The organism is Micromonospora cynarisoli (genome assembly GCF_030518815.1).
GTDB classification, from domain to species: Bacteria; Actinomycetota; Actinomycetes; order Mycobacteriales; family Micromonosporaceae; genus Micromonospora; species Micromonospora wenchangensis.
On record NZ_CP130426.1, the window covers coordinates 3691472 to 3716485 of the forward strand.

The window sequence follows — 25014 nt, forward strand, 5'->3', positions numbered from 1 at the left end:
TATCCAGGCGAGTGGATACCGCCACATCGGCGCAATCGTGTCGATCATCGGCCGGCCGGGGCGGCCCGACCGGACCGGGTCAGCTGGTTTCGCCGGCGATGCTGAACGAGCGGAGCCGGTCGATGGCCAGCACGGTGAAGCCGACGCTGACCACTGCGGTCAGCACCGCCGCCACGGGCACCGAGACGGTGGTCGACAGCAGGTCGGTGGGGGCCATCCGGTCGGCCAGGGCGATCACCCACTGCTGGATCGACAGCACCCGGGTGCCGCTGACGAAGTTGCCCAGCAGCCCCTCCCAGATCAGCACGTAGACCAGGCCGAGCAGCACCGGTCGCCGGGTGACCAGGCTGAGCGCCAGGAACAGCGCCGAGTAGGCAAGCGCGCCGAGCGCCGAGGCGGCGACCAGGCCCAGGCCGAGGCGTACCGAATCGGCGAGCACGCCCGCGACGTAGAGCGGCACGGCGACGGTGGCCGCGCTGACCCCGGCGGCCACCGCGAGTTTCGGCAGCACGATCTGCCAGCGGGGCAGCGGCTTGGTCAGGATGTGCACCACCGTGCCGTCGTCGATCTCCGCGCCCAGCACGCCGGTGCCGACGATGAGCGCCACCACCGGCAGCACCACTGCCAGCCCGAGACCGACGAGCACCGGCGGGGCCCACTGGCCCGGGTCCACCCCGAGCGACCGGCACAGGACGGCGAGCAGCACCAGCACCGCCGGCAGCGGCAGCAGCATGAGGAACCGGCGACGGCCGAACAGCCCGCGCGCGGTGATCCAGGAAACGGTCGACATCAGGCCTCCACCAGGTAGGAGAAGACGCTCTCCAGGGACTCGTCCTCGGGGGTCAACTGCCGGACCCGGATCTGCCGGGCGAGCGCGATCTTCGGCAGCGCCCGGGTGAACGCGCCGTAGTCGCCGGCGCGTACGGTCAGGCCGGTCTTGTCCAGCTCGACGCCGGTGACCGACGGGTCGGCCATCAGCGCCACGGCCAACGCCCGGTCGTCGGTGGAGCGGACCGCGAACACGTGCGGCCGGTTGGTCATCAACCTGCGGATGGTGCGGAAGTCGCCGGAGGCCGCCAGCCGGCCCGCCACCATCACCTGCACCGTGCCGGAGACCTGCTCGACCTCCTCCAGGATGTGCGAGCTGAACAGGATCGTCCGCCCCGCGTCGCCCAGGGAGTGCAGCAGGCCCATCATGTGCAGCCGCTGACGCGGGTCCATCCCGTTGAACGGCTCGTCGAGCAGCAGCACCTGCGGGTCGTGCACCAGCGCGGCGGCCACCCGGGTCCGCTGCCGCATCCCCTTGGAGTACGTGCCGATCCGGCGGTCCTGCGCGTCGGTCATCTCGACCAGCTCGATCGCCCGGCGGACGGCGGCCTCCGGGTCGGGCAGCCGGTGCAGCTTCGCGCTGGCCAGCACGAACTCGCGGGCGGTGAGGAAGGAGTGCACCGCCTCCCGCTCGCTGACCAGCCCGAGCCGCCGGTAGACGGCCGGGTTGCGCCAGGTGGACTCCCCGTCGAGGGTGAGCGTGCCCCGGGACGGGGCGAGGAAGCCGGCCATCATGTGCAGCAGGGTGGTCTTGCCAGCGCCGTTCGGGCCGAGCAGGCCGGTCACCCCGGGGCCGAGGCGCATGGTGACGTCGTTGACCGCCACCACGTTGCCGTACCAGCGGGAGACCCCGGCGAGATCCAGGGTGCTGGTGGTGACCGCCGGTCGGGCATCGGTGTCGAGTGTGGTCATCGGGCGGCCACCTTCCGGTATCGCAGCAGCAGCAGGGCGGTGCAGGCGGCGACCAGCAGCACGGTGACGACCGCGTAGACCGGGCCGAAGCCGCCGATCGGCGGGCCGGTGCCGGCGCCCGGGTAGAGCAGGTCCTGCAACGCCCACGAGCCGACCCCCTGCACCAGCGTCGACGGGGAGGCCAGGAACGCCAGCTCGTTGACGGCCTGCGACGGCAGGATCGACAGCACGCCGACGATCGGGGTGGTCATCAGGAAGACCGCCACGATGCCACCGGCGGCGAAGGCCCGCTTGCCGGTGAGCGAGGCGACCAGCAGCCCGATCGCGGCGAAGACCACCGCCCACAGCCCGGCGTACAGCAACCCGGGCAGCAGGTCCAGCAGTTCGTTCCAGGTCCCGCGTAGGCCGTCGGAGGTGGTGAACGCAGCCCCCAGGAACATCACCAGCTGCGGCCCGCCCAGCAGCAGCCACAGCGCGCTGGCCAGGGAGAGCAGCTTGGCCAACGCGTAGTCGTCGCGCGGCAGCGGCCGGGAGAAGTACAGCGGGAGCACCCCGCTGCGCAGGTCCCGGGAGACCAGCTCGGGGGCGGCCACCGCGACGAAGAAGATGACCAGCCAGCTCATCGCGTCGGCGAACTGGGCGTACGTCATCACCACCTCGCCGATCTGGCTGCGGACAGCGGTGAGGCCGGCTGCCACCACCGTCACGATGCCGACCACCAGCCAGGGGAAGATCTTCGCCTTGGCGCTGCGGCCCAGCCCGAAGACGGTCCGCAGGCCGTGCAGGTAGAGCGCGCCGAAGACGTGCCGGCGGCCCAGTCTCGGACCGGTGTACCGCTGGTAGCCGATGTCGTGGATGACGCCGGTCGGCTCAGGCATTGCTGGGCTCCCTCGGGGCGAAGAGTTCGGCCACCCGGTGCCGGCGCTGGTCCAGCCGGTGCAGCGGCAGGTCCAGTTCGGCGACCGCGCCGAGGATCAGGTCGTAGGTACGCTCGTCGGCGAGCGGGACCAACAGCATCCGGCCGTCGCGGGTCACCGGCAGGTCGAGCGCGGCGAGCCGGCCGGCCAACTGGTCGGTGCCCTCGCTGACCTCCACGGCGAGCAGGTCGGTGGCCGAGGTCATCGCGTCGATCCGGTCGGCGCGCAGTAGCCGCCCCCCGTCGATGGCGACCAGGGTGTCGCAGATCCGCTCCACCTCGCCGAGCAGGTGCGAGCAGACCAGGACGGAGATGCCGAACTCGGTGCCGATCCGGTGGACCAGGGCGAGCATGGCGTCCCGGCCGGCCGGGTCGAGCCCGTTGGTGGGCTCGTCGAGCAGCAGCAGGTCCGGGTCGTGCACCAGGGCCTGGGCGAGCTTGACGCGCTGCTTCATACCTGTGGAGTAGCCGCCCACCGGGCGGTACCGCTCCTCGTAGAGACCGACGTGGCGCAGCGTCTCGGAGGCACGCTCGCGGGCCACCGTGCGGGGCAGGCCACTCATCCGCCCGAGGTGGGTGACGAGTTCGGCGGCGGAGAGGTCGGGCGGGAGCGCCTCGTGTTCGGGCATGTAGCCGACCCGGGCGCGGACCGCCGCCGGGTCGGTGGTGGGGTCGAGGTCGAGCACGGAGACCCGTCCGCTGGTCGGCGGGAGCAGGCCCAGCAGAATCTTGATCAGGGTCGACTTGCCGGCGCCGTTCGCGCCGACCAGACCGATGATCCCCGGCTCGACCGCGACGGTCAGGTCGGCCAGCGCGGTGACCCGGCCTCCGTACGTCTTGGTGAGCGACTCGGTCGCGATCAGTGTCACGTCCGTCAGCCTAGGGAGCTGCCACCCTGGGGGGCATCCGGAATGGCCCGGGGACTTCCCTGAGGTCGGGGACGGGACGCGGGCCTGGCGCCGGCCCGCGTCCCGTCGGCTTCAGCTCCTGGCGATCACCTCGTGCTTGCCCAGGCTCTCGGTCCGCTGGCCGATGAGGGTGCGCAGCTGGACCACGTCGGAGTCGACGGCGGCGGCGTCCGCCCCCTCGACCTTCTTCAGCACCGTGCTGATCGCGGTGAGTGACTCCGCCGCCTTCCCGCTGCCGAAGACCTGCTGGTACAGCTCCCGGTAGACGTCCTCGTAGGTCGTCTTGAAGGCGTCGCTGGCAAGGAAGCGCTCCTTGAGCTTGTGGCCCGTCGTCATCCCGCCGCGCGGGCCACCACCCTCGTTGTCCGCGCCCCGGGCGCCCGGCCCGGCCGGCTGCCCGGGTGGCGCTGCGGCCTGCTGGCCCGTTCGCTGCCCCGGTTGCTGACCGGTCCCGCCCGGTGCCGCCTGGCCCGGGACCGCCCCGTTGGCGCCGGCCGCGCCGGGCAGGCCCCGACCCATGCCGAACCCGCCGCTGTCGTGCGGGCCCTGGCCGGCGTTGCCGCTGAAGGTCAGGTTGTGGTCCCAGCTGATCACGCTGAACTTCTTCGTCCCCAGGTCATACCAGAGGTAGTAGTTCTTCCCCGGGCCGGCCATGTCGTCGAAGTTGAGCAGCAGGTTCTGCAACGCGACGTACCGGGCGAAGGACGCCACGTCCACCCTGTCGGCGAGGTGCGCGTCGAACTCCTCGTCGCTGGCCGAGTTCACCCACCGGATCAGGTTGATCACCGGCTGCAGATCCTGGCTGCCCTTCATGGTGATCTGCTTGAAGTCGTCGGCGTACTCGGTCGGATCGTCGCCCTGGTCGGTGAAGCTGCCGCTGGCCAGCGACTTGTAGAGCACCCCGTTGCCGTCCATCTGGTCGGCGAAGTGCTCGTCCGGGTGCTCGACCAGCAGCCGGGCCGCGGTGGGCCGCCCGTTGACGGTGAACGAGGAGTACGCGTACCGCTGTGCGGGCTCACCCGTGGCGTCGAGCAGCGACAACGACAGGGCCTCGTTGAGGACCGTCGAGCCGCCGCCCATGCCACCCACCCGGACGGCCACCTCCCGGTGCCCCTGGTAGCGCCGGCCCTCGACGAACTCGTCGAAGCTGATCAGCCACGGCAGCGTCTCCGGCTCCTCGGCCCGCAACACCGCCCGGGTCATCCCTCCAGGGTTCTGACCACCACCGGGGAACTGGCCACCACCGGCCTGTCGGCCACCACCGGTCTGCTCGCCCGCTCCGGGCTGCTGGGCGCCGGGGGCAGCACCGTCCGGCAGCCCGCCGTCGGGGAACCCGGCGCCCTGCGGAGGTCCGCCGGCAGGTGGCCCGGCGGGGAATCCGCCGCCCGGTCGCGGCCCACGGCCGTCCTCACCCCTGCCCCCGAAGGGGCGCGTCTCGCCCTTCCAACTGAGCTGGCCCAGCGTCGAGTTGCCCTTGAGCCGGAGGCCCACGCTGGGGATCGTGGTGCCGTCGACGGTCAGGTCAGCCTCGACGTACTCCTTCTCCCCCTCCTTCCAGTAGGTGTCGAGCATCCGCTCGTAGTCCGTGTCCCGGAAGGTCAGCGAGATCTCGTGTGGCCGGCCGGCGTCGAAGAGGTCGACGGCGCCGGCGAGATCCATTGTCACCACGTCGCCCCCGGCGGTCCCGCCGCTGATCACGTAGGGGCGAATCCGTTCCGTGCCCAGCACCAGGGTCAGCGCGGCGAGGAACGCCGTACAGGTGGTGAGCAGCTTCCAGTTCTGGCGTACCCGGGCCGGCAGCCGGCGGCGCAGCCGACGCGGCAGCACGGACCGGGTACGCAGGGAGCGGGTCATCACAGGTCCGTCTGGTCGTAGCCGGTCAGCACGGTCACCCGCTGGCCCGAGGTCCGCTCGCTGAGCGCGGAGATCAGGTCACCCGGCTCGCCGCCCTTCTTCAGCCGGACCGTGTACATCATCTCGGTGAGCGCACCGGCCCTGATCGTCTCCATGCTGACCAGTTCGAACTCGGTGGTGTGCCGGACCAGCACGTCCTGGATGTCGGCGGTGTGGTTGCCGCCGGCCGGGACCTGGACCTTGACGACCTGCCGCTGCACGTTGAGCGCGAACCAGTTGAACCGGTACATCACCACGATGATCAGGCTGATCGCCACGGCTGCGGCGACGGCCAGGCTGTAGAACCGGGTGCCGCAGGCCATCCCGACGCCCATCACCAGGAAGATGAAGCCGACGTCGCGGGTCTCCTTGATGGCGTTGCGGAACCGCACCACCGACAGCGCGCCGACCAGGGCGAAGGCCCGGGCGATGTTGGAGCCCACCACCAGCATGATCAGCGAGATCAGCATGCCCAGGATGATCAGCGTCTGGACGTACGACTGGCTGTACGACACGTTGCGGTGGGTGGCCCGGTAGACCCAGCCGATCATGGCGCTGAGCAGGAAGGACAACGACAGCGTGAGGGCGATGTCGCCCGTGCTGAAGGTGCCGGACAGGTCCTGGAACGTGATGTCCATCGGGGTTCAGGCCTCGCTTCTCGGGGTGGGGGCCACCAGGTCGGCGGCGGGATCGGCATCCTGGACGTGGAAGATCGAGCGCGGCACCCGGCCGAACGCCTCGACGCTCTGGCAGTACTTGGAGACCCGCACCACCGACAGCTCGGCCCGGCCGGCCAGGTCGGTGAGCCAGTACGGGACCCGTTCGTTCGCCTTGACCTCGACGATCGACTTCGAGGCCGGAATGATCAGGCGGTTCTCGGCGTCCGCGCCGAGGTGGAAGTCCCGGTCCCGGCCGCGTACCCGGTGGTCGAGGGTGACCCGCAGGCCCAGGTCGGCCTCCTGGCCGACGAACGCCTCACGCTGGTAGCCGGTCATCGCCACGGGGCGCAGGTCGAGGCCGGAGACGAGTTCCAGCACCTCCTCGACGAAGCCTCGCTGGGAGGGATCGTGGTCGATCGTGACGCGCTCGTCGCAGAGCTGACGGGCCACCCGGTAGGGCACGGCGATCCGGCGCTTCTGGGTGACCCGGTTGACCCGCTGCTTGATCTCGACGTGCACGGTCGCGTCGTCGGTCACACCGGACCGGTCGCCGTAGTGGCGTATCCGCAGCTTGCGACGGAACTTCAGCCCTTCGATCTTCTCCCAGTAGAAACGCAGGTCGGTGGTGTCGTAGTAGACGCTCCAGACGCCGTAGCCACCGTCACCGCCGTGCGCGTCGGGCGTCATCCGGGCGGCGAGTGCGGCCCGCAGCGCCGGCACCTTCGTCGTCTCGACCAGGTACTTGATCTCGTACCGGTTGAACGCGTGCAGCTTGCTCGGCGCGCGAAGGGCGTGGCCGGCGTGGTCGTTGTCGTCGGGAGGGGGCGGCGACTCGCGCTGCCCGCCAACGGAGGGTTCGGCGATGGTGGACGGATCGGATCTGGAGGTCCGGCGGAGGAACCGTGGTCGCATGCGGTGGGCGCTTTCTGGTCGCGAAAGGGTCGCCGGCAGCTAAGGCGACCGGACCGGAAAGTCGATGTGAACGACCTATGAACGAGCTATGGATCGTGGATGTCCGACGCGGTAAGGCTTTCGTAACGCCGACGGCCGGTGCCCGGCCGCCGTGGTCCGGCAAGACTGGGTGGTATGCCCCGTCGTCTGTTCCGTGCCCCGCTGACCTGGGTCGCCGTCGGCGTCCTCGGTGTCGGGGCCGCCTTCGGCCTGTACTGGTTCCAACCCTGGAAGGTGGTGACCGACAACCAGGTCGACGAACAGCTCTCCGAGGTGGGTGCCGCCCCGCCCGGCACCCCGACCGGCACCCCCGGCACCACGCCCACCGGGGTCGCCCCCGCCGGCAGTCCCACCAGCACCCGGCCGGTGGTGGTGAGCCGGGGGGAGTTCGTCAGTCACGAACACGACACCTCGGGCACCGCCCGGATCGTCCGCACCGCCGACGGGGAGCACCGGCTGGAACTGGTCGGGCTGGACACCTCCAACGGCCCGGACCTGCGGGTCTGGCTCTCCGACCAGCCGGTCCGCACCGGCCGGGCCGGTTGGCACGTCTTCGACGACGGCCGCCGGGCGGAGCTGGGCCGGCTCAAGGGCAACCGGGGCGACCAGGCGTACGCCGTCCCGGCCGGCACCGACCTCGCCGAGCTGACCAGTGTCACCATCTGGTGTCAGCGATTCGCCGTCTCGTTCGGTGCCGCGTCCCTGATCCCGGCCGGTTGACGCCCCCCACCGACCGGTCGAGACACGCCACCGATGATCCACTTAGGGGTCGGGAGTGGAGTGGCACTCTCGACCGATCGCCGGCCGGCTGAGAAACTGTGAGCCGGCCAGCGAGTGAGGGGTACGGATGAGCAACGGTTCAGTGCTGCCCGAGGACGTGCTGCGGGACGCCCCCGCGTACGCGCCGCGCCCCGGTGAGCTGGCCGATCTGGAGCTGCTGCTGAGCGGGGCGTACACCCCGCTGGCCGGCTTCATGACCCGCGCCGACCTGGCTTCGTTGCAGCGTCGGGGCCGGCTGGCCGACGGCACCTCCTGGCCGGTCCCGGTGACCCTCCAGGTGCCCACCTCGGTCGCCGACGGCCTGGACCCGGCCGACCCGGGGCGGCGGACGCTGGTGCTCACCGACGGCGAGGGTGCCCCGGTGGCCGGTCTTGAGGTGACCGACGTCTGGCCGGTCCGCGAGGGCGTGGCCGGGCTGGGCGGCCCGGTGCGCCGGCTCGGCGACGGCGGGCACGGCCCGTTCCAGCGGCTGCGCCGGGGCCCGGACGAGGTGCGTCCGCTGCTGCCGCCGGGCCGGGTGCTCGGGGTGATCGCCGACCGGCCGCTGCACCGGCCGCAGCTGGCGCAGATCGCGCACGCGGCGCGGACCCTCGGCGCGCATCTGCTGGTGATGATCCCGGTCGGTGATGACGGCGCGGGTGGGCTGCCCACCGAGGCCCTGGTCCGCAGCGTCTTCGCGGCCCGGGACCGGATGCCACCGGCGACCCTGGTCGCCGTCCCGTTGCCCCGCCGGGCCGACGAGATCAGCGACGCGTTGCTGCGCGCCCGGATCTCGGCCGCCTACGGGGTGACCCACCTGCTGTCCACCGGCGGCATGCTCTCCGGGGCGGGGCTGCGGGTGCTGGTCCCCCGCGAGCTGGCCTACGACAGCCGGGACGGCCAGTGGCGTTGGCGGGACGACATCCCGCCACGCAACCGCAAGCTGGCACTGAGCGAGGCGGAGATCGACGACCTGCTCGACAGGGGTTTCCCGTTGCCCGAGTGGCACACCCCGCCGGCGGTGGCCAAGGAGCTGAGCCGGGCCCGCCCACCGCGCCGGCACCGGGGGCTGGTGGTCTTTCTGACCGGGTTCTCCGGTTCGGGCAAGTCGACCATCGCGCGGGGCCTGGCGGACCTGCTCCGCGAACAGGGCGAGCGGACCGTGACCCTGCTCGACGGGGACGTGGTGCGCCGGGAGTTGTCCGCCGGGCTGACCTTCAGCAAGGCCGACCGGGACGCCAACGTGCGCCGGATCGGCTGGGTGGCGGCCGAGATCGCGCGGCACCGGGGGGTGGGCATCTGCTGCCCGATCGCCCCGTACGCCCAGGCGCGGGCCGCCGCCCGGGAGATGGCCCGGGTCGCCGGGGCGGGCTTCCTGCTGGTGCACGTGGCAACCCCGATCGAGGTCTGCGAGCAGCGGGACCGCAAGGGCCTGTACGCGCGGGCCCGCGCCGGCCTGCTCACCGGGATGACCGGGATCGACGACCCGTACGAGACGCCGACCGACGCCGACCTGGTGGTCGACACCACCGAGATGAGCATCGACGAGGCCGTCCAGCTCGTCATGCACCACCTGACCGAGACCGGCTGGGTGGAGAGCCGGCTGCCGTCCGCCTGACCTCGGGGGGCTCCACTTCCGCCGCTGTCTGCTGCGCGCTAGTGTCCAATCTTGTTGGAACACGTTCGAGCGCGTGCAGGTGCGGGGGCCCGGGAGGTACGGCGGATGCTGGCACGGCAGCGACAGGCGACGATCCTCGACCGGGTCCGCACCGCAGGTGGTGTCCGGGTCACCGAGCTGGCCGCCGAGTTCGGTGTCTCCGACATGACCATCCGGCGTGACCTGGACGCGCTGCACGAGCAGGGCCTGCTGGCCAAGGTGCACGGCGGGGCGACGGTCACCGACCCGGGCTCGACCGACGAACCGGGTTTCCACGCCAAGTCCGTCCGGCAGTCCGCCGAGAAGGCCGCGATCGCCACCCGGGCCGCCGAGCTGGTCCGCCCGGGTGCGGCGGTCGCCCTCTCCGCCGGCACCACCACCGCCGAACTGGCCCGTCGCCTGGTCGACGTGCCGGGGCTGACCGTGGTGACCAACTCGTTGCCGGTGGCCGAGATCCTGCACACCGCGGGCCGCCCCGACCAGACCGTGGTGCTGACCGGCGGGGTACGCACCCCGTCCGACGCGCTGGTCGGCCCGCTGGCCGTGGAGGCCATCCGCTCGCTGCACCTGGACCTGCTCTTCCTCGGCGTGCACGGGATCACCGAGCGGGCCGGTTTCACCACCCCGAACCTGATGGAGGCGGAGACCGACCGGGCGCTGGTGGAGGCCGCCGACCGGCTGGTCGTCCTCGCCGACCACACCAAGTGGGGCACCGTCGGCATCTCCTCCATCGTCGGCCTGGGTGCCGCCGACGTGCTGGTCAGCGACGACCGGTTGGCCCCCGAGGCGCGCCGGGTGATCGACGAGAAGGTGGGCGAACTGGTGATCGTGACAGGCAGGGGCCGGGCGACCGGGCGGGAGACGACCCGGTGAAACGTACGACGATCGAGTTGGCCGACGGCCGCGAGCTGATCTACTTCGACGAGCGCGACGACGCCGTCCGGGACCAGCCGGACCGGCGGGAGCTGCCGCCGCCCCCGCCCGCCTCCCAGCTGCGCTACGACCCGCTCACCGACGAGTGGGTGGCGGTGGCGGTGCACCGGCAGACCCGGACCTTCCTCCCGCCGGCCGACCAGTGCCCACTGTGCCCGTCGCGGGGGGACCGGCACAGCGAGATCCCCGCGCCCGACTACGACGTGGCGGTCTTCGAGAACCGGTTCCCTTCGCTGAGCCAGCGGATCGCCGACGAACCGGCCGAGATCACCGGGTTCACCCCCGTCCGCCCCGGCCAGGGGCGCTGCGAGGTGGTCTGCTTCACCGACGACCACGAGGCGTCCTTCGCCAGCCTCTCCCCCGCCCGGGTCCGGCTGGTGCTGGACGCGCTGGCCGACCGGACCACGGCCGTCGGCGCGCTGCCCGGGGTGGAGCAGGTGTTCTGCTTCGAGAACCGGGGCGTGGAGATCGGGGTGACCCTGCACCACCCGCACGGCCAGATCTATGCGTACCCGTTCGTCACGCCGCGTACCCGGTCGATGCTGGCGGCGGCCCGCCGGCACGCGGAACGCACCGGCGGGCGCAACCTCTACGCCGACGTGCTCGCCGCCGAGCGCGCCGCCGGTGACCGGGTGGTCGCGGCCAACGACCACTGGACGGCGTACGTTCCGGCGGCGGCCCGCTGGCCGTTCGAGGTGCACGTCGCGCCGCACCGGCCGGTGCCTGACATCCCGGCGCTCGACGACGCCGAACGGGACGCCTTCGGCCCGCTCTACCTGGACGTGCTGCGCCGTTTCGACGGGCTGTTCGACCTGCCGATGCCGTACATCGCGGCCTGGCACCAAACACCGGTGCGGATCGACCGGGAGTTGGGGCACCTGCACCTGCACCTGTTCAGCGTCCGGCGGGCGAGGGACAAGCTGAAGTACCTGGCCGGTTCCGAGTCCGGGATGGGGGTCTTCATCAACGACATCGCCCCCGAGCGGGCCGCCGAACTGCTGCGCGCCGCCTGACCCCGGAGGCAGGGCGCGGGGGGCCCCGGAACAGGGCCCCCCGCGGGGAAGGGACGGCTGGCTGTGCTCGACAGCCGGGAAGGCCGGTCGGTCGGCACCGGTGCCGTGCGGCGATCGACGACAACCTCCCTGGACGCGACTGGCACCACGTCCACCCAGCTCAACGACCTGTTTCCAGGCCGGTGACGCGGCCGTCACCCGGACGGGTGGCGGCTGCGGCCTCCCGGTGCGCGGGCGTCGCGCCGGAGACGTCGGAACCCGCCGGCGGTCCGCCGGCGGGTTCCGTGGGTACGGGCGGGGGGTCAGCCGCCGAGCTTGCGCGCCAGGTTCTCGTCGAGGGTGTTCATGAACTCGTCGGTGGTCTGCCACGGGGCGTCCCGCGAGATGAGCAGCGCGAGATCCTTGGTCATCTGGCCGCTCTCGACGGTGTCGACGATGACCTGCTCCAGCGTGTCGGCGAACTCGGTGACCGCCGGGGTGCCGTCCAGCTTGCCCCGGTGGGCGAGGCCCCGGGTCCAGGCGTAGATCGAGGCGATCGGGTTGGTCGAGGTCTTCTCGCCCTTCTGGTACTGCCGGTAGTGCCGGGTGACGGTGCCGTGGGCGGCCTCCGCCTCGACGGTGCGACCGTCCGGGGAGAGCAGCACGGAGGTCATCAGGCCGAGCGAGCCGAAGCCCTGCGCGACGGTGTCGGACTGCACGTCACCGTCGTAGTTCTTGCAGGCCCAGACGTAGCCGCCCTCCCACTTGAGCGCGGCGGCGACCATGTCGTCGATGAGCCGGTGCTCGTAGGTGAGACCGGCGGCGGCGAACTCGTCCTTGAACTCGTTCTCGAACACCTCGGCGAAGAGGTCCTTGAACCGGCCGTCGTACGCCTTGAGGATGGTGTTCTTGGTCGACATGTAGACCGGGTAGTTGCGGTCCAGGCCGTACCGGAACGAGGCACGGGCGAAGTCCCGGATCGACTCGTCGTAGTTGTACATGCCCATGGCGATGCCGCCGCCGGGGAAGTTGGCGACCTCCATCTCCATCGGGGCGCCGCCGTCGGCCGGGGTGTAGGTGATGGTGACCGTGCCCGGGCCGGGGACCACGAAGTCGGTGGCCTTGTACTGGTCGCCGTGCGCGTGCCGGCCGATGATGATCGGCTTGGTCCAGCCCGGGACGAGCCGCGGCACGTTCGACATGATGATCGGCTCGCGGAAGACCACGCCGCCGAGGATGTTACGGATGGTGCCGTTCGGCGACCGCCACATCTTCTTGAGGCCGAACTCCTCCACCCGGGCCTCGTCCGGGGTGATGGTGGCGCACTTGACGCCGACGCCGTGCTCCTTGATGGCGTTCGCGGCGTCGATGGTCACCTGGTCGTCGGTGGCGTCCCGGTGCTGGATCGACAGGTCGTAGTAGTGCAGGTCGACGTCGAGGTAGGGCAGGATCAGCTGCTCGCGGATCTGCTTCCAGATGATCCGGGTCATCTCGTCGCCGTCGAGCTCCACGACCGGGTTGTTTACCTTGATCTTCGCCATCGGCCGGCGCTCCTCTCGGGGGACACGTGCTCAAGCAGTACGAGCGTACTGGAAACCGGTCGGCGGCACCGAGCCGGCCTCCACCCGGCGGCACCAGCCGGCGGAAAACGCCCTCGGGGCCGCGGCCGACCCTGACGGGATCACCGGATGCGCCGGGTCTGTCACCGTCACCGCCCTGACCGACCGTTCTTCCTGCGGAGGCATTCCCCGGGACGACCGCCGCACACCGGCGCGGGGCCGAACGAGCGGGGCGGGACGGGGACGCCGCAGGGGCGGGACGGCGGAAGCCGTCCCGCCCCTGCGGCGGATGGTTCAGCGGATCACATGTTGGCGACGTCGGCCTGCTTGGCGCGGACGGCCTCGGCGGCCTCCTTGAGGCTGGCCAGCTCGTCGGCGTCCAGGTCGGTCTCGACGACCCGCTTCACGCCCTCGGCACCGATCTCGGCCTCGACGCCCAGGTAGACCCCGGAGATGCCGTACTCGCCGTCGACCCAGGCGCAGACCGGCATGACCGCGCCGGAGTCCTCGGCCACGGCCCGCGCCATCCGGGCGGCGGCGGCGGACGGGGCATAGTACGCCGAACCGGTCTTGAGCAGCGCGACGACCTCGGCGCCACCGTTGCGGGTCTTGACGACCAGTTCCTCGATCTGCTCGGCGGGCATCGCGTCGCGCAGCGGCCGGCCGTCGACGGTGCTCTGCGAGGGCACCGGGACCATCGTGTCGCCGTGCGAGCCGAGGGTCAGCGTCTTCACCGACTTCACCGGTACGTCGAGGGCCTCGGCGACGAAGTTGGTGAACCGGGCGGTGTCGAGCATGCCGGCCTGGCCGAGCACCCGGTTCTTGGGGAACTGGGTGGCGAGCTGGGCCAGCGCGGTCATCTCGTCGAGCGGGTTGGACACCACGATGACGACGGCGTTCGGGGCGTACTTGGCGACGTTCTCGGCGACCTGCCGCACGATCTTGGCGTTCGTCTCCAGCAGGTCCATCCGGCTCATGCCCGGCTTACGGGGCAGACCGGCGGTGATCACGACGACGTCCGAGCCCTCGATGGCCTCGTAGCCCTCGCCGTTGGGGCCGGTGGTGACGCCGACGACCTTGGTCTCGAAGCCCTCGACCGCGCGGGACTGGTTGAGGTCCAGCGCGAGACCCGCCGGCTTGCCCTCCACGATGTCGGTGATGACGACGGTGTCGAAGACGTCGTACTCGGCCAGGCGCTGTGCGGTGGTGGAGCCGTAGAAGCCGGCCCCGACGACAGTGACCTTCTTACCCATGGTCGTCCCACTCCCTGCTACCAGTCGGTTTTCCCGACCGTAACAGTCATCCCGGCACCGTTTCGGCCAGGGGCGGCGACCGTCCCCGGGATGGGGCCAACGTCACCACCGCCCGGTTCCCGGCGGGCGGCGCTGCGGCCGGTGACCCGCCCGCGGCGCACCGGCTCCGGAACGGGGGGTCGACTGCGGCCCACCGCCGCTGAGCAGGGCAGACGAGTAGGCGAGGTCAGCCGCGCTCGGCGCGTTCGACGACGTTGGTGAGCAGCATGGCCCGGGTCATCGGCCCGACGCCACCGGGCATCGGGGCCAGCCGGCCGGCCACCTGCGCCACCTCCGGGTCCACGTCGCCGGTGTAGCGGCCCTTGCCGTCGTCACCGATCACCCGGGTGATGCCGACGTCCACCACGGTGGCCCCCGGCGTGATCATGTCGGCGGTGAGCAGGCCGGGCACCCCTGCGGCGACGATGACGACGTCCGCGGCGCGGGTGTGCGCGGCGAGGTCGAGGGTGCCGGTGTGGCAGAGGGTGACTGTCGCGTTCTCGCTGCGCCTGTTGAGCAGCAGGCCGAGCGGGCGGCCGACGGTGTTGCCCCGACCGACGAGCGCGACGTTGGCGCCACGCAGCGGCACGTCGTACCGGCGGAGCAGCTCGACGATGCCGCGCGGGGTGCACGGCAGCGGGCCGTCGTAGCCGAGCACCAGCCGGCCCAGGTTCACCGGGTGCAGGCCGTCGGCGTCCTTGTCCGGGTCGATCATCTCCAGGGCCCGCTGGGTGTCCAGGTGAGCCGGCAGCGGCAGCTGGACGATGTAGCCGTGGCAGCCCGGGTCGGCGTTCAGCTCGGCGAGGACGTCGTCGAGCTGCTGCTGGGTGGCGTCGGCGGGCAGCTCGCGGCGGATCGAGGCGATGCCCACCTCGGCGCAGTCGCGGTGCTTGCCGTTGACGTACGCCTCGGAGCCGGGGTCCGCGCCGACCAGGACCGTGCCCAGGCCGGGGGTGACCCCTCGCTCGGCCAACGCCTTGACCCGTACCCGCAGCTCGTCCTTGATCTCGGCTGCGGTCGCCTTGCCGTCCAGGATGATCGCCGTCACGACCAGATCGTCTCATGGCCGGCGGACGGCGGACCGGCGACGGGGAACCCGTGACTGTGTGTGAGGTGCCGTTGCTCACCCTGAGTGAGAACATGCGGGCCGACCCGAGTGCCGTACCGGACGGGTGGGCCGCGTCGGTAACGGACCGGACACCTGGCGACACCGACGCCACGACTGCCGATCCGACCCGACGGAGCCCCGGAACCGTCCCGACGTCCCTTGCCCACGCAGGATTTTCATCTGATCGCCTACCACCAACCGTCGTCGCCGACAAGGCCGTCGGGCGTGATCCGTTATCCGTTCGCAACGCCGTCGTTGTCGACCGGCCCTGCCCGACCTACCGTTGCCGAACGTTGCGCAGAGTCACCCATCGCCGGGTCCGACCGCGCTACGTGATGAGATGAGGAGACCCCATGCGTGTGCGTAGGCTTGCTGCCTGGACCGCTCTCCCGCTCGCGGTGACCCTGGGCCTGGCGGCCTGCGGCTCGGGCGGCGGCAGCGGAACCGGCCAGTCCGACCCCGACGCGGCCGTGCGGATCGAGATCGCCGAGCCGCAGCACCTGGTGCCGACCAACACCACCGAGACCAGCGGCTCCCAGGTGCTCGCCGCCCTGTTCAGCCCGCTCGTCGACTACGACGAGGCCAACAAGCCCCACGAGGTGGCGGCCGAGTCGGTTACCTCGTCGGACAACAGGGTCTGGACGATCAAGCTCAAGGACGGCTACACCTTCCACAACGGCGAGAAGGTCACCGCCGACAACTACCTCGACGCCTGGAACTACGGCGCGTACGCCCCCAACGGGCAGAACTCCAGCTACTTCTTCGAGAAGATCGCCGGGTACGCCGACCTCCAGGGCGACAAGCCGGCCGCCGAGCGGCTGTCCGGGCTGAAGAAGGTCGACGACCTGACCTTCACCGTCACGCTGACCGAGCCGTACAGCGAGTTCAGGTCGATGCTCGGGTACACCGCGTTCTACCCGCTGCCGAAGGCCGCCTTCTCCGCCCCCGGCGTGCTCAAGGACGGCTACGAGCAGGCCCCCATCGGGCAGGGCCCGTTCCGGATGAAGGGCTCCTGGCAGCACGACGCCAAGGTCGAGGTGGAGCGCTACGACGCCTTCCCCGGCGAGCAGCCGAAGGTGGGCGGCGTCGAGTTCCGGATCTACCAGCAGCCGACCGCCGCGTACGCGGACGTGCTCTCGGACAACCTCGACGTGATCAAGACGATCCCGACCGAGAACCTGTCCACCGCCGGCACCGACCTGGGTGACCGGTTCCGGCAGAGCCCCGCGTCGTCGTTGCAGGTGCTGGCCTTCCCGACCTTCCAGAAGGAGTTCAGCAAGCCCGAGGTGCGCAAGGCGATCTCGATGGCGATCGACCGGGACGAGATCACCAGGTCGATCTTCAAGGACTCGCAGCAGCCGGCCCGCTCGTTCGTCTCACCGGTGGTCGCGGGCTACCGGGAGAACACCATCGGCGCGGCCGGCGAGTTCGACCCGGCCAAGGCGAAGGCGGCGTACGAGGCGGCCGGCGGCCCGAAGAGGATCGAACTGTCGTACAACGGCGACGGCGGGCACAAGGACTGGATCGACGCGACCTGCAACCAACTCAAGGCCAACCTGGGTGTGGAGTGCGTCGGCACCGCCGAGCCCAAGTTCGCCGACCTGCTGACCAAGGTCAAGGCGAAGCAGCCGGTGGGCCTGTTCCGGATGGGCTGGGTGATGGACTACCCGTCGATGGAGAACTACCTCGGCCCGCTGTACGGCACCAACGGCTCGTCGAACTACTACGGCTACAGCAACCCCGAGTTCGACAGGCTCCTCGCCGAGGGTGCCAAGGCGCCGAACGAGGAGGCCGCGATCGCCAGGTACCAGGCGGCCGAGGATCTGCTGGCCAAGGACATGCCGGTGATCCCGCTGCGCTACGGGCAGAACAACTTCGGCCACTCGACCAAGGTGAAGAACGTCCAGATGGACCTCTTCGACCGGGTCGACCTGCTGAAGATCGAGGCGGTCAGCTAGCCCGGAGGGTGTCGGCGGCGAGCGGGGCCGCCGGCACGTGACAGCGCGTCGGCGGCAACGGGGCCGTCGGCGGGAGCGACGGGTCGGGTCATCGGTGGACGGTGGCCCGACCCGCCTCCGTCTCCGCCGCTTTTGGGCAAGACTGCACACTATGTTCCGCTTCGTTCTGCGGCGTCTGCTCCAGATGGTCCTCGCCTTCTTCGGGACCACCCTGATCGTGTACGCTCTGATGTTCGCCGGCCAGGGCGACCCGATCCAGGCGCTGGCCGGGGAACGGCCGGTCACCCCGGCCCAGCGGGCGTACCTGACGGAGAAGTTCCACCTCGACCGCACCGGCGTCGGCGGCTTCCTCTACCGCTACCTCGACTACCTGAAGAACCTGGTGAAGGGTGACCTCGGCCAGTCGCTCACCGGCCGGTCGATCGGGGACATCCTCGCCGCCGCCTGGCCGGTCACCGTCAAGCTGGCGCTGATCGCGATGGCCGTGACGATCCTGTTCGGGGTCACCGCCGGGGTGCTCGCCGGCATCCGCCGGGCCAGCCTGTTCGACAACGCCACCCTGGTGCTGACCCTGCTGGTGCTGGGCATCCCCACCATCGTGCTCGCCCCGCTCGCCCAGTACCTGCTCGGCGTCCGGTGGCCCGTCTTCCCACCCACCGCCGGCGCCGACCCCGACCTGTACGCCCTGCTGCTGCCCGGCATCGTGCTCGGCTCGCTCTCGCTGGCCACCGCGCTGCGGCTGACCCGTACCTCGGTCGCCGAGAACCTGCGCGCCGACTACGTGCGTACCGCCCGGGCGAAGGGGCTGGCCCGGCGACGGATCATCGGCGTGCACGTGCTGCGCAACTCGCTCATCCCCGTGATCACCTTCCTCGGCGTCGAACTGGGCAACCTGATGAGCGGCGCGATCATCACCGAGGGCGTGTTCAACATCCCGGGGGTCGGGTTCAACCTGTTCCGGGGCATCCGCACCGAGGACGGCCCGCTGGTGGTGGGCATCGTCAGCGTCCTCGTCGTGGTCTACCTCGTCGCCAACCTGGTGGTCGACGTCCTGTACGCCGTCCTCGACCCGAGGATCCGCTATGAGTGAACGCAGCGAGGTGCCGGCATGAGCGACTTCGAGACGGTGGCGGCGACGGAGGACCAGGCCGCCCGGCGCGGGGTCTCCGGCGAGCCCGGGACACCCGACCGGGTGGGCGTACCGCAGAAACCCCGCAGCCTGGCCGGGGACGCCTGGCGCGACCTGCGCCGCAAGCCGGTCTTCTGGACCAGCCTCGTCCTGGTCGTGCTGGTCGCCGCGATGGCCGCCGTGCCGTCGCTGTTCACCGCCAACGACCCGCGCGACTGCGTGCTGTCCCGCCAGCACGCCGGGGCGTCCGGCGGGGCCATCTTCGGGTACGACTTCCAGGGCTGCGACACGTACGCCCGGGCCGTCTACGGGGCCCGCGCCTCGCTGCTGGTCGGCGCGCTCTCCGCCCTGCTCACCGGGGCCATCGCGCTGGTCGTCGGGATGCTGGCCGGCTACTTCGGCCGCTGGGTCGACGCGGTGCTCTCCCGGGTGATCGACATCGTGCTCGGCATCCCGCTGCTGCTGGCCGCGATCGTGCTGCTCAAGCGGGTCAGCACCAGCAGCGACACGGTCCGGCTGTTCGCGGTGATCTTCGTGCTGGCGGTGCTCGGCTGGACCACCGCCGCCCGGGTGGTCCGCTCCTCGGTGATCACCGCCAAGGAGCAGGACTACGTGGCCGCCGCCCGGATGCTCGGCGCCGGCAACGGCCGGATCATGTGGCGGCACATCCTGCCCAACGCGCTCGCCCCGGCGATCGTGGTGCTGACCATCGCCCTCGGCTCGTTCATCGCCGCCGAGGCGACGCTGAGCTTCCTCGGCATCGGGCTGAAGGCCCCCACCATCTCCTGGGGCATCGAGATCGACGCCGGCCGGGTGCACATGCGCGAGTCGGCGACACCGCTGGTCGTCCCGTCCGCCTTCCTCGCGCTGACCGTGCTCGCCTTCATCATGCTCGGCGACGCGATCCGCGACGCCTTCGACCCGAAGCTGCGGTGAATCCGATGGGCGAACCCGGGCCCCGGCCCACGCCGGCCTCACCCACCCCGCCCGGCGGGCACCTGCTGGAAGTACGCGACCTGCACGTCGAGTTCCGCACCGGCGAGGGGGTGGCCAAGGTGATCAACGGGGTCTCCTACCACCTGGACCCGGGCGAGACGCTCGCCGTGCTCGGCGAGTCCGGCTCCGGCAAGTCGGTCACCGCCCAGGCGGTCATGGGCATCCTGGACAGCCCGCCGGCGGTGATCCGTTCCGGTCAGATCCGCTACCGGGGCCGCGACCTGCTCACCCTGCCCGAGGAGCAGCGCCGGCAGGTACGCGGCACGGAGATCGCGATGATCTTCCAGGACGCCCTGTCGGCGTTGAACCCGGTCTTCCCGGTCGGCTGGCAGATCGGCGAGACGCTGCGGCACCGCGCCGGGATGTCCCGCGCCGACGCCCGACGGCGGACCGTCGAGCTGATGGACCTGGTACGCATCCCCGGGGCGGCCGGGCGGCTCGGCGACCACCCGCACCAGTTCTCCGGCGGGATGCGGCAACGCGTCATGATCGCCATGGCGCTGGCGCTGGACCCGAAGGTGCTGATCGCCGACGAACCGACCACCGCCCTCGACGTCACCGTGCAGGCCCAGATCATGGACCTGCTGGCCGACCTGCGCCGCGACCTCGACATGGCGATGATCCTGATCACCCACGACCTGGGGGTGGTGGCCGGCGTCGCGGACCGGATCGCCGTCATGTACGCCGGCCGGATCGTCGAGCACGCCGACGTCCGCCCGCTGTACCGGGCGCCGGCCCACCCGTACACCAAGGGGTTGCTGGCCTCGATCCCCCGGCTGGACGTGCGCGGCCGGGAACTGTCCACCATCCGGGGTCTGCCGCCGAACCTGATGCGCATCCCCGGCGGCTGCCCGTTCCACCCCCGCTGCCCGTACGCGCAGCAGGTGTGCGTGGACGTGGTGCCCGACGACCTGGTCCTCGCGGACGGCCGGACCAGCGCGTGCCACTTCGCGCAGGAGGTGCACGATGACCGCGACCGCTGACCCCGCCAAGGTCCGGGGCGAGACCATCCTCACGGTCGACGACCTGGTCAAACACTTCCCGATCACCCGGGGGGTGCTCTTCCGACGGCAGGTCGGCGCGGTCCGGGCCGTCGACGGGGTCAGCTTCACCCTGCGCCGGGGCGAGACGCTCGGCATCGTCGGCGAATCCGGTTGCGGCAAGTCGACCCTCGCCCGGGTGCTGATGCGGCTGGAGACGCCGACCTCCGGCCGGGCCACCCTCCGGGGGCGGGACCTGCTCACCGCCACCGGGGGTGAGCTGCGCCGGCTGCGCCGCAACATGCAGATGGTGATGCAGGACCCGTACACCTCGTTGAACCCCCGGATGACGGTCGGCGACATCATCGGGGAGCCGTTCGACATCCACCCCGACGCCACGCCGAAGGGCAGCAAGCGCGGCCGGGTGCAGGAACTGCTGGACGTGGTCGGCCTCAACCCGGAGCACGTCAACAGGTACCCGCACCAGTTCTCCGGCGGCCAGCGGCAGCGCATCGGCATCGCCCGGGCGCTCGCCCTGCGTCCCGAGGTGATCGTCTGCGACGAGCCGGTCTCCGCCCTGGACGTCTCGATCCAGGCCCAGGTGATCAACCTGTTGGAGCAGCTCCAGGACGAGTTCGGGCTGTCGTACGTGTTCATCGCGCACGACCTGTCGGTGGTCCGGCACATCTGCGACCGGGTCGCGGTGATGTACCTCGGCAAGATCGTCGAGATCGGCACCGAGGACGAGATCTACGAACGGGCCACCCACCCGTACACCCAGGCGCTGCTGTCGGCGGTGCCGGTGCCCGACCCGGCGGCTCGGGGCGCGGGCGGCATCATCAGGCTCACCGGCGACGTGCCCAGCCCGGCTGACCCGCCGTCCGGCTGCCACTTCCGCACCCGCTGCTGGAAGGCCGAGGACATCTGCGCCAGGGAGGACCCGCCGACCGTCCCCCGCCCCGCCGACCCCCACCCCAGCGCCTGCCACTTCGCCGCGCTGCGCGCGCGCTCCGACCCGCCGGGCCGGGGCTGACCGCGTGCTCCCGCGCCGGGCGCGGGAGCACGCGGTGGATCAGTGGAAGAAGTGCCGGGTGCCGGTCAGGTACATGGTGACGCCTGCCTGCTGGCAGGCGGCGATGGTGTCCTCGTCGCGGATCGACCCGCCGGGTTGCACGATCGCCTTCACCCCGGCGTCGATCAGGATCTGCGCGCCGTCGGCGAACGGGAAGAAGGCGTCGGAGGCGGCGACGGAACCCCGGGCCCGCTCCGCGCCGGCCCGGCTCACCGCCAGCCGGGCCGAGTCGACCCGGTTGACCTGGCCCATCCCCACCCCGACCGACGCGCCGTCCTTCGCCAGCATGATCGCGTTGCTCTTCACCGCGCGGACCGCCCGCCAGGCCAGCGCCAGGTCCCGCAGGGTGGCCTCGTCGGCGGCCTCGCCGGTGGCGAGCTTCCAGTTGGCCGGGTCGTCGCCCGGGGCGTCGATCCGGTCCCGCTGCTGGACGAGGACACCGCCGGTCACCTGCCGCCACTCGGCCGGCAGCGGGGCGAAGGCCGGGGCGCGCAGCAGCCGGATGTTCTTCTTGCCCTGGAGGATCTCCACCGCGCCGGGCTCGAAGTCCGGCGCCACCAGCACCTCGGTGAAGATCTCCGCGACCTGGCCGGCCAGCTCCACCGAGACCGGCCGGTTGACGGCGATCACCCCGCCGAACGCGGAGACCGGGTCGCAGGCGTGCGCCTTGCGGTGGGCCTCGGCGACGTCCGCGCCGACGGCGATGCCGCACGGGTTGGCGTGCTTGATGACCGCGACCGCCGGCTGGTCGGGGAAGTCGTTCGCGGCCCGCCAGGCGGCGTCCGCGTCGACGTAGTTGTTGTAGGACATCTCCTTGCCGTGCAACTGCTCGGCCTGGGCCAGCCCCGGCGGGCTGCCCGGGTCGGCGTAGACGGCGGCGCCCTGGTGCGGGTTCTCGCCGTAGCGCAGCGTCGCCTGCCGGCGCAGCGCCAGCCCGGCGAAGTGCGGCCAGCCGTCCTCGGCCGGGGCGGCGGTGCCGGCGAACCAGTCGGCGACCGCCACGTCGTACTCGGCGATGTCGGCGAACGCGCGGGCGGCCAGCGCCCGCCGCTGGGCCAGCGTGAATCCGCCCTCGGCCAGCGCGGCGACCAGCGCCGGGTACGCGGCCGGGTCGGTCACCACGGCGACCGAGGCGTGGTTCTTGGCGGCGGCCCGGACCATCGCCGGCCCGCCGATGTCGATCTGCTCGATGCACTCGTCCGGCGACGCGCCGGAGGCGACGGTGGCCTGGAACGGGTAGAGGTTGGAGACCAGGACGTCGATGCCGGCGATGCCGTGCGCGTCGAGCTGGTCGGCGTGCGACTCCTTGCGCAGGTCGGCCAGGAGCCCGCCGTGGATCTTGGGGTGCAGGGTCTTGACCCGGCCGTCGAGGATCTCGGGGAAGCCGGTCACCTGCTCGACCGGGGTCACCGGCACCCCCGCGCCGGAGATCGTCGACGCGGTGGAACCGGTCGAGACGATCTCGACCCCGGCCTCATGCAGCGTACGGGCCAGCTCGACCAGACCGCTCTTGTCGTAGACGCTGACCAGCGCCCGCCTGATCGGGCGGCGGGAGTCCTGCGGGGCACTCACGGAACCGTGACCTTTCTTCCGGTGATCGTCCAACCTGCGCGGACCAGGCGACCGACCTGCTCGACGAGCTGGCGGCGCTCGGCTTCCTTGATGCGCTCGGTGAGCGTCTCCTCGTCGTCGTCGTCGAGGACCGGCACCGCCACCTGCGCGACGATCGGGCCAGTGTCCATCCCGGCGTCGACGAAGAAGAGGGTGGCCCCGGTGACCTTGACGCCGTAGGCGAGCGCGTCCCGGGGGCCGTGGATGCCGGGGAACGCCGGCAGCAGCGTGTTGTGCGTGTTCAGGTAGCGGTCGCCGAAGGCCGCCAGGAACTGCGGCCCGACCAGCTTCAGGAAACCCGCCGAGATCACCAGGTCGGGCCGGTGCTCGGTGACGTGCGCGGTGAGGGCCTTGTCCCAGTCGGCGCGGGTGGGGTGGTCCTTCACCCGGTCGACGAAGGTCGGCACCCCGGCGGCGGTGGCCCGGTCCAGCCCGACGATGCCGTCCCGGTCGGCGCCGACGGCCACCACCCGGGCCCCGTAGCCGGGGTCGGCGGTGGCGTCCAGCAGCGCCTGGAGGTTACTGCCGGAGCCGGAGACGAGGACGACGAGGCGGGCGACGGACGCGGGCTCGGTCACCCGGCCACCCTAGCGGGCAGGTCGGCACGCCCATCCTGCGGGCGGCGACGTTTTGGGTGATCACGTATGTCGCCCGGACACGGTACGCTGCCGGTCGCCCGGTGGCCGGGCCGTGCCCGCCACCGCACCCCATAGCCCATGATCAGGTACGGACGCCGTACCGATGTGAACGAGGAGCGCTCGCAGATGCAGCCCGGCTACCCCAACCCGCAGCAGCCGATCAACAACAACATGACCGCGTCGATCGTGGCCATCTTCTTCTTCTGGCCGTTGGCGATCCCGGCCATCATCAACGCCTCGAAGGTCAACCCGGCCCTCCAGCAGGGCGACTACGCGGGTGCCGAGGCCGCCGCCCGGGAGTCCAAGAAGTGGTCGAAGCTGGCCTTCATCATCGGTGGTGTGTGGCTCGTCATCGTGCTGCTCTGCTGCATCTTCGGTGGTGTGATGGGTGCGATCGACGGCAGCAGCAGCACGAGCAGCTACTGACGGACCACGACTGAGGAGCAGCCGAGATGCAGCCCGGAAACCCCGGCCACGACCCGTACGGCCAGCAGCCCCCGCACGATCCGTACGGGCAGCAGCCCGTCTCGGGCCAGCCGCAGGACCCGTACGCCGCGCCGCAGGCACCGTACGGGCAGCAGCCGGCGGCACCGTACGGCGAGCAGCCGCAGTACGGGCAGCCCCCGCACGACCCGTACGGCCCCCAGCCCACCTCGGGCCAGCCGTACGGTCAGCCCTTCCAGCCGGACCCGTACGGCCAGCCCGTCCACAAGGACCCCTACGGGCAGCAGCCGTACGCCGCGGCGGCGGGCTCCTACCCGGGGGCCGGCTTCCCGACGCCACAGGGGCAGCAGAACACCCTCGGCCTGGTGTCGCTGATCCTCGGCATCGCGTCCATCCCGCTGCTCTGCTGCCTCTACCTGGGCGTCCCGCTCGGCATCGGCGCGGTGATCACCGGCTGGCTGGGCATGCAGAAGGCGAACCAGGGCCTGGCCGGCAACGGCGGTCAGGCCAAGGCCGGCCTGATCTGCGGTGCGGTCGCGGTCGGTCTCGGCATCCTGCTGCTGCTCCTCAACATCATCGGCAGGTTCACGCTGCCCACCTCGCCCTGACCCGGGCGGGTACGAGCGAGGGGCGTCCCGGCACCGTCCGGGGCGCCCCTCGCCGTGTGTCCGACAGGGCCACGTACACCCGGCGGGACGGACGACGCACCCGGCCCCGGGCCGGGCGCGGTGGTCCCCGGGCCGCGTGCCAGGGGCGGGCCGGGTGGTCAGTCCGGTACCGGACGGGCCGGCCGGTCCTCGGCCGGTCGGGGGTGCTCCC

At 71.6% G+C, this 25014-nt stretch carries 23 protein-coding genes; 11 read left to right on the forward strand and 12 right to left on the reverse strand.

Annotated features, from left to right (window positions below; genetic code table 11):
- Positions 1-79 precede the first annotated feature (79 nt).
- The 7 genes from Q2K16_RS15620 to Q2K16_RS15650 form a co-directional block, all read right to left on the reverse strand.
- Positions 80-790 carry an ABC transporter permease gene (locus Q2K16_RS15620; RefSeq protein WP_302746287.1) on the reverse strand — a complete coding sequence of 237 codons (711 nt, stop codon included), beginning with the start codon at positions 788-790 and terminating at the stop codon, positions 80-82.
- On the reverse strand, positions 790-1740 hold the full coding sequence (locus Q2K16_RS15625; protein WP_302746288.1) for an ABC transporter ATP-binding protein: 951 nt from the start codon (positions 1738-1740) through the stop codon (positions 790-792). The genes Q2K16_RS15620 and Q2K16_RS15625 overlap by 1 nt, the downstream gene beginning before the upstream one ends.
- Complete coding sequence (locus Q2K16_RS15630) at positions 1737-2618, reverse strand: ABC transporter permease (RefSeq protein ID WP_302746289.1); 882 nt, start codon at positions 2616-2618, stop codon at positions 1737-1739. Before Q2K16_RS15630 ends, Q2K16_RS15625 begins: the two co-directional genes overlap by 4 nt.
- Complete coding sequence (locus Q2K16_RS15635) at positions 2611-3468, reverse strand: ABC transporter ATP-binding protein (protein WP_422756600.1); 858 nt, start codon at positions 3466-3468, stop codon at positions 2611-2613. The genes Q2K16_RS15630 and Q2K16_RS15635 overlap by 8 nt, the downstream gene beginning before the upstream one ends.
- Before the next feature lie 168 nt (positions 3469-3636).
- Positions 3637-5418 carry a CotH kinase family protein gene (locus tag Q2K16_RS15640; protein WP_302746290.1) on the reverse strand — a complete coding sequence of 594 codons (1782 nt, stop codon included), beginning with the start codon at positions 5416-5418 and terminating at the stop codon, positions 3637-3639.
- Complete coding sequence (locus Q2K16_RS15645; RefSeq protein WP_302746291.1) at positions 5418-6095, reverse strand: DUF4956 domain-containing protein; 678 nt, start codon at positions 6093-6095, stop codon at positions 5418-5420. Before Q2K16_RS15645 ends, Q2K16_RS15640 begins: the two co-directional genes overlap by 1 nt.
- A gap of 6 nt (positions 6096-6101) precedes the next feature.
- The gene (locus Q2K16_RS15650) at positions 6102-7028 is read right to left on the reverse strand and encodes a polyphosphate polymerase domain-containing protein (RefSeq protein ID WP_302746292.1); all 927 of its coding nucleotides are present in this window, start codon (positions 7026-7028) and stop codon (positions 6102-6104) included.
- Between the two features lie 174 nt (positions 7029-7202).
- Between Q2K16_RS15650 and Q2K16_RS15655 the strand changes: the two genes are divergently transcribed.
- From Q2K16_RS15655 to galT, 4 genes are all read left to right on the forward strand, one after another.
- On the forward strand, positions 7203-7787 hold the full coding sequence (locus Q2K16_RS15655; RefSeq protein WP_302746293.1) for a DM13 domain-containing protein: 585 nt from the start codon (positions 7203-7205) through the stop codon (positions 7785-7787).
- A gap of 127 nt (positions 7788-7914) precedes the next feature.
- The gene (gene cysC, locus Q2K16_RS15660) at positions 7915-9444 is read left to right on the forward strand and encodes an adenylyl-sulfate kinase (protein WP_302746294.1); all 1530 of its coding nucleotides are present in this window, start codon (positions 7915-7917) and stop codon (positions 9442-9444) included.
- A 105-nt stretch (positions 9445-9549) separates the two neighbouring features.
- Complete coding sequence (locus Q2K16_RS15665) at positions 9550-10356, forward strand: DeoR/GlpR family DNA-binding transcription regulator (RefSeq protein ID WP_302746295.1); 807 nt, start codon at positions 9550-9552, stop codon at positions 10354-10356.
- On the forward strand, positions 10353-11429 hold the full coding sequence (galT, locus tag Q2K16_RS15670) for a galactose-1-phosphate uridylyltransferase (RefSeq protein ID WP_302746296.1): 1077 nt from the start codon (positions 10353-10355) through the stop codon (positions 11427-11429). Before Q2K16_RS15665 ends, galT begins: the two co-directional genes overlap by 4 nt.
- A gap of 302 nt (positions 11430-11731) precedes the next feature.
- Here galT and Q2K16_RS15675 read toward each other — a convergent pair whose 3' ends face one another.
- The 3 genes from Q2K16_RS15675 to Q2K16_RS15685 form a co-directional block, all read right to left on the reverse strand.
- Complete coding sequence (locus Q2K16_RS15675; RefSeq protein WP_302746297.1) at positions 11732-12949, reverse strand: NADP-dependent isocitrate dehydrogenase; 1218 nt, start codon at positions 12947-12949, stop codon at positions 11732-11734.
- Positions 12950-13269: 320 nt separating this feature from the next.
- A complete protein-coding gene (locus Q2K16_RS15680; RefSeq protein ID WP_302746298.1) occupies positions 13270-14220 on the reverse strand; it encodes a malate dehydrogenase in 951 nt (316 codons plus the stop codon).
- 226 nt (positions 14221-14446) lie between these two features.
- Positions 14447-15307 (reverse strand): bifunctional methylenetetrahydrofolate dehydrogenase/methenyltetrahydrofolate cyclohydrolase, encoded by an 861-nt coding sequence (locus Q2K16_RS15685; RefSeq protein WP_302746299.1) that lies wholly within the window; start codon positions 15305-15307, stop codon positions 14447-14449.
- Between the two features lie 413 nt (positions 15308-15720).
- Between Q2K16_RS15685 and Q2K16_RS15690 the strand changes: the two genes are divergently transcribed.
- From Q2K16_RS15690 to Q2K16_RS15710, 5 genes are all read left to right on the forward strand, one after another.
- Positions 15721-17325, forward strand: a complete 1605-nt coding sequence (locus tag Q2K16_RS15690; RefSeq protein WP_302746300.1) for a peptide ABC transporter substrate-binding protein — start codon at positions 15721-15723, stop codon at positions 17323-17325.
- 151 nt (positions 17326-17476) lie between these two features.
- On the forward strand, positions 17477-18415 hold the full coding sequence (locus Q2K16_RS15695) for an ABC transporter permease (protein WP_302746301.1): 939 nt from the start codon (positions 17477-17479) through the stop codon (positions 18413-18415).
- A gap of 18 nt (positions 18416-18433) precedes the next feature.
- On the forward strand, positions 18434-19390 hold the full coding sequence (locus Q2K16_RS15700; RefSeq protein WP_302746302.1) for an ABC transporter permease: 957 nt from the start codon (positions 18434-18436) through the stop codon (positions 19388-19390).
- Positions 19391-19395: 5 nt separating this feature from the next.
- Positions 19396-20433 (forward strand): ABC transporter ATP-binding protein, encoded by a 1038-nt coding sequence (locus Q2K16_RS15705; protein WP_302746303.1) that lies wholly within the window; start codon positions 19396-19398, stop codon positions 20431-20433.
- Positions 20417-21463, forward strand: coding sequence for an ABC transporter ATP-binding protein (locus tag Q2K16_RS15710; protein ID WP_302746304.1), 1047 nt, complete (start codon positions 20417-20419; stop codon positions 21461-21463). The genes Q2K16_RS15705 and Q2K16_RS15710 overlap by 17 nt, the downstream gene beginning before the upstream one ends.
- Positions 21464-21502: 39 nt before the next feature.
- Here the strand turns inward: Q2K16_RS15710 and purH are convergent, their stop codons facing one another.
- Positions 21503-23074 carry a bifunctional phosphoribosylaminoimidazolecarboxamide formyltransferase/IMP cyclohydrolase gene (gene purH, locus Q2K16_RS15715; protein WP_302746305.1) on the reverse strand — a complete coding sequence of 524 codons (1572 nt, stop codon included), beginning with the start codon at positions 23072-23074 and terminating at the stop codon, positions 21503-21505.
- Positions 23071-23691 carry a phosphoribosylglycinamide formyltransferase gene (gene purN, locus Q2K16_RS15720; protein ID WP_302746306.1) on the reverse strand — a complete coding sequence of 207 codons (621 nt, stop codon included), beginning with the start codon at positions 23689-23691 and terminating at the stop codon, positions 23071-23073. The genes purH and purN overlap by 4 nt, the downstream gene beginning before the upstream one ends.
- A 138-nt stretch (positions 23692-23829) precedes the next feature.
- Between purN and Q2K16_RS15725 the strand changes: the two genes are divergently transcribed.
- Both Q2K16_RS15725 and Q2K16_RS15730 read left to right on the forward strand, forming a co-directional pair.
- Positions 23830-24177 (forward strand): CD225/dispanin family protein, encoded by a 348-nt coding sequence (locus tag Q2K16_RS15725; protein WP_302746307.1) that lies wholly within the window; start codon positions 23830-23832, stop codon positions 24175-24177.
- A gap of 26 nt (positions 24178-24203) precedes the next feature.
- Complete coding sequence (locus Q2K16_RS15730; protein WP_302746308.1) at positions 24204-24803, forward strand: DUF4190 domain-containing protein; 600 nt, start codon at positions 24204-24206, stop codon at positions 24801-24803.
- Positions 24804-25014 lie beyond the last annotated feature (211 nt).

Excerpts from the sequence above, each read along its gene's own strand:
- Q2K16_RS15620 (WP_302746287.1), bottom strand. The coding sequence starts at position 790 with ATGTCGACCGTTTCCTGGATCACCGCGCGCGGGCTGTTCGGCCGTCGC.
- Q2K16_RS15625 (WP_302746288.1), bottom strand. The coding sequence starts at position 1,740 with ATGACCACACTCGACACCGATGCCCGACCGGCGGTCACCACCAGCACC.
- Q2K16_RS15630 (WP_302746289.1), bottom strand. The coding sequence starts at position 2,618 with ATGCCTGAGCCGACCGGCGTCATCCACGACATCGGCTACCAGCGGTAC.
- Q2K16_RS15640 (WP_302746290.1), bottom strand. The coding sequence starts at position 5,418 with ATGACCCGCTCCCTGCGTACCCGGTCCGTGCTGCCGCGTCGGCTGCGC.
- Q2K16_RS15645 (WP_302746291.1), bottom strand. The coding sequence starts at position 6,095 with ATGGACATCACGTTCCAGGACCTGTCCGGCACCTTCAGCACGGGCGAC.
- Q2K16_RS15650 (WP_302746292.1), bottom strand. The coding sequence starts at position 7,028 with ATGCGACCACGGTTCCTCCGCCGGACCTCCAGATCCGATCCGTCCACC.
- Q2K16_RS15655 (WP_302746293.1), top strand. The coding sequence starts at position 7,203 with ATGCCCCGTCGTCTGTTCCGTGCCCCGCTGACCTGGGTCGCCGTCGGC.
- cysC (WP_302746294.1), top strand. The coding sequence starts at position 7,915 with ATGAGCAACGGTTCAGTGCTGCCCGAGGACGTGCTGCGGGACGCCCCC.
- Q2K16_RS15665 (WP_302746295.1), top strand. The coding sequence starts at position 9,550 with ATGCTGGCACGGCAGCGACAGGCGACGATCCTCGACCGGGTCCGCACC.
- Q2K16_RS15675 (WP_302746297.1), bottom strand. The coding sequence starts at position 12,949 with ATGGCGAAGATCAAGGTAAACAACCCGGTCGTGGAGCTCGACGGCGAC.
- Q2K16_RS15680 (WP_302746298.1), bottom strand. The coding sequence starts at position 14,220 with ATGGGTAAGAAGGTCACTGTCGTCGGGGCCGGCTTCTACGGCTCCACC.
- Q2K16_RS15690 (WP_302746300.1), top strand. The coding sequence starts at position 15,721 with ATGCGTGTGCGTAGGCTTGCTGCCTGGACCGCTCTCCCGCTCGCGGTG.
- Q2K16_RS15695 (WP_302746301.1), top strand. The coding sequence starts at position 17,477 with ATGTTCCGCTTCGTTCTGCGGCGTCTGCTCCAGATGGTCCTCGCCTTC.
- Q2K16_RS15700 (WP_302746302.1), top strand. The coding sequence starts at position 18,434 with ATGAGCGACTTCGAGACGGTGGCGGCGACGGAGGACCAGGCCGCCCGG.
- Q2K16_RS15705 (WP_302746303.1), top strand. The coding sequence starts at position 19,396 with ATGGGCGAACCCGGGCCCCGGCCCACGCCGGCCTCACCCACCCCGCCC.
- Q2K16_RS15710 (WP_302746304.1), top strand. The coding sequence starts at position 20,417 with ATGACCGCGACCGCTGACCCCGCCAAGGTCCGGGGCGAGACCATCCTC.
- Q2K16_RS15725 (WP_302746307.1), top strand. The coding sequence starts at position 23,830 with ATGATCAGGTACGGACGCCGTACCGATGTGAACGAGGAGCGCTCGCAG.
- Q2K16_RS15730 (WP_302746308.1), top strand. The coding sequence starts at position 24,204 with ATGCAGCCCGGAAACCCCGGCCACGACCCGTACGGCCAGCAGCCCCCG.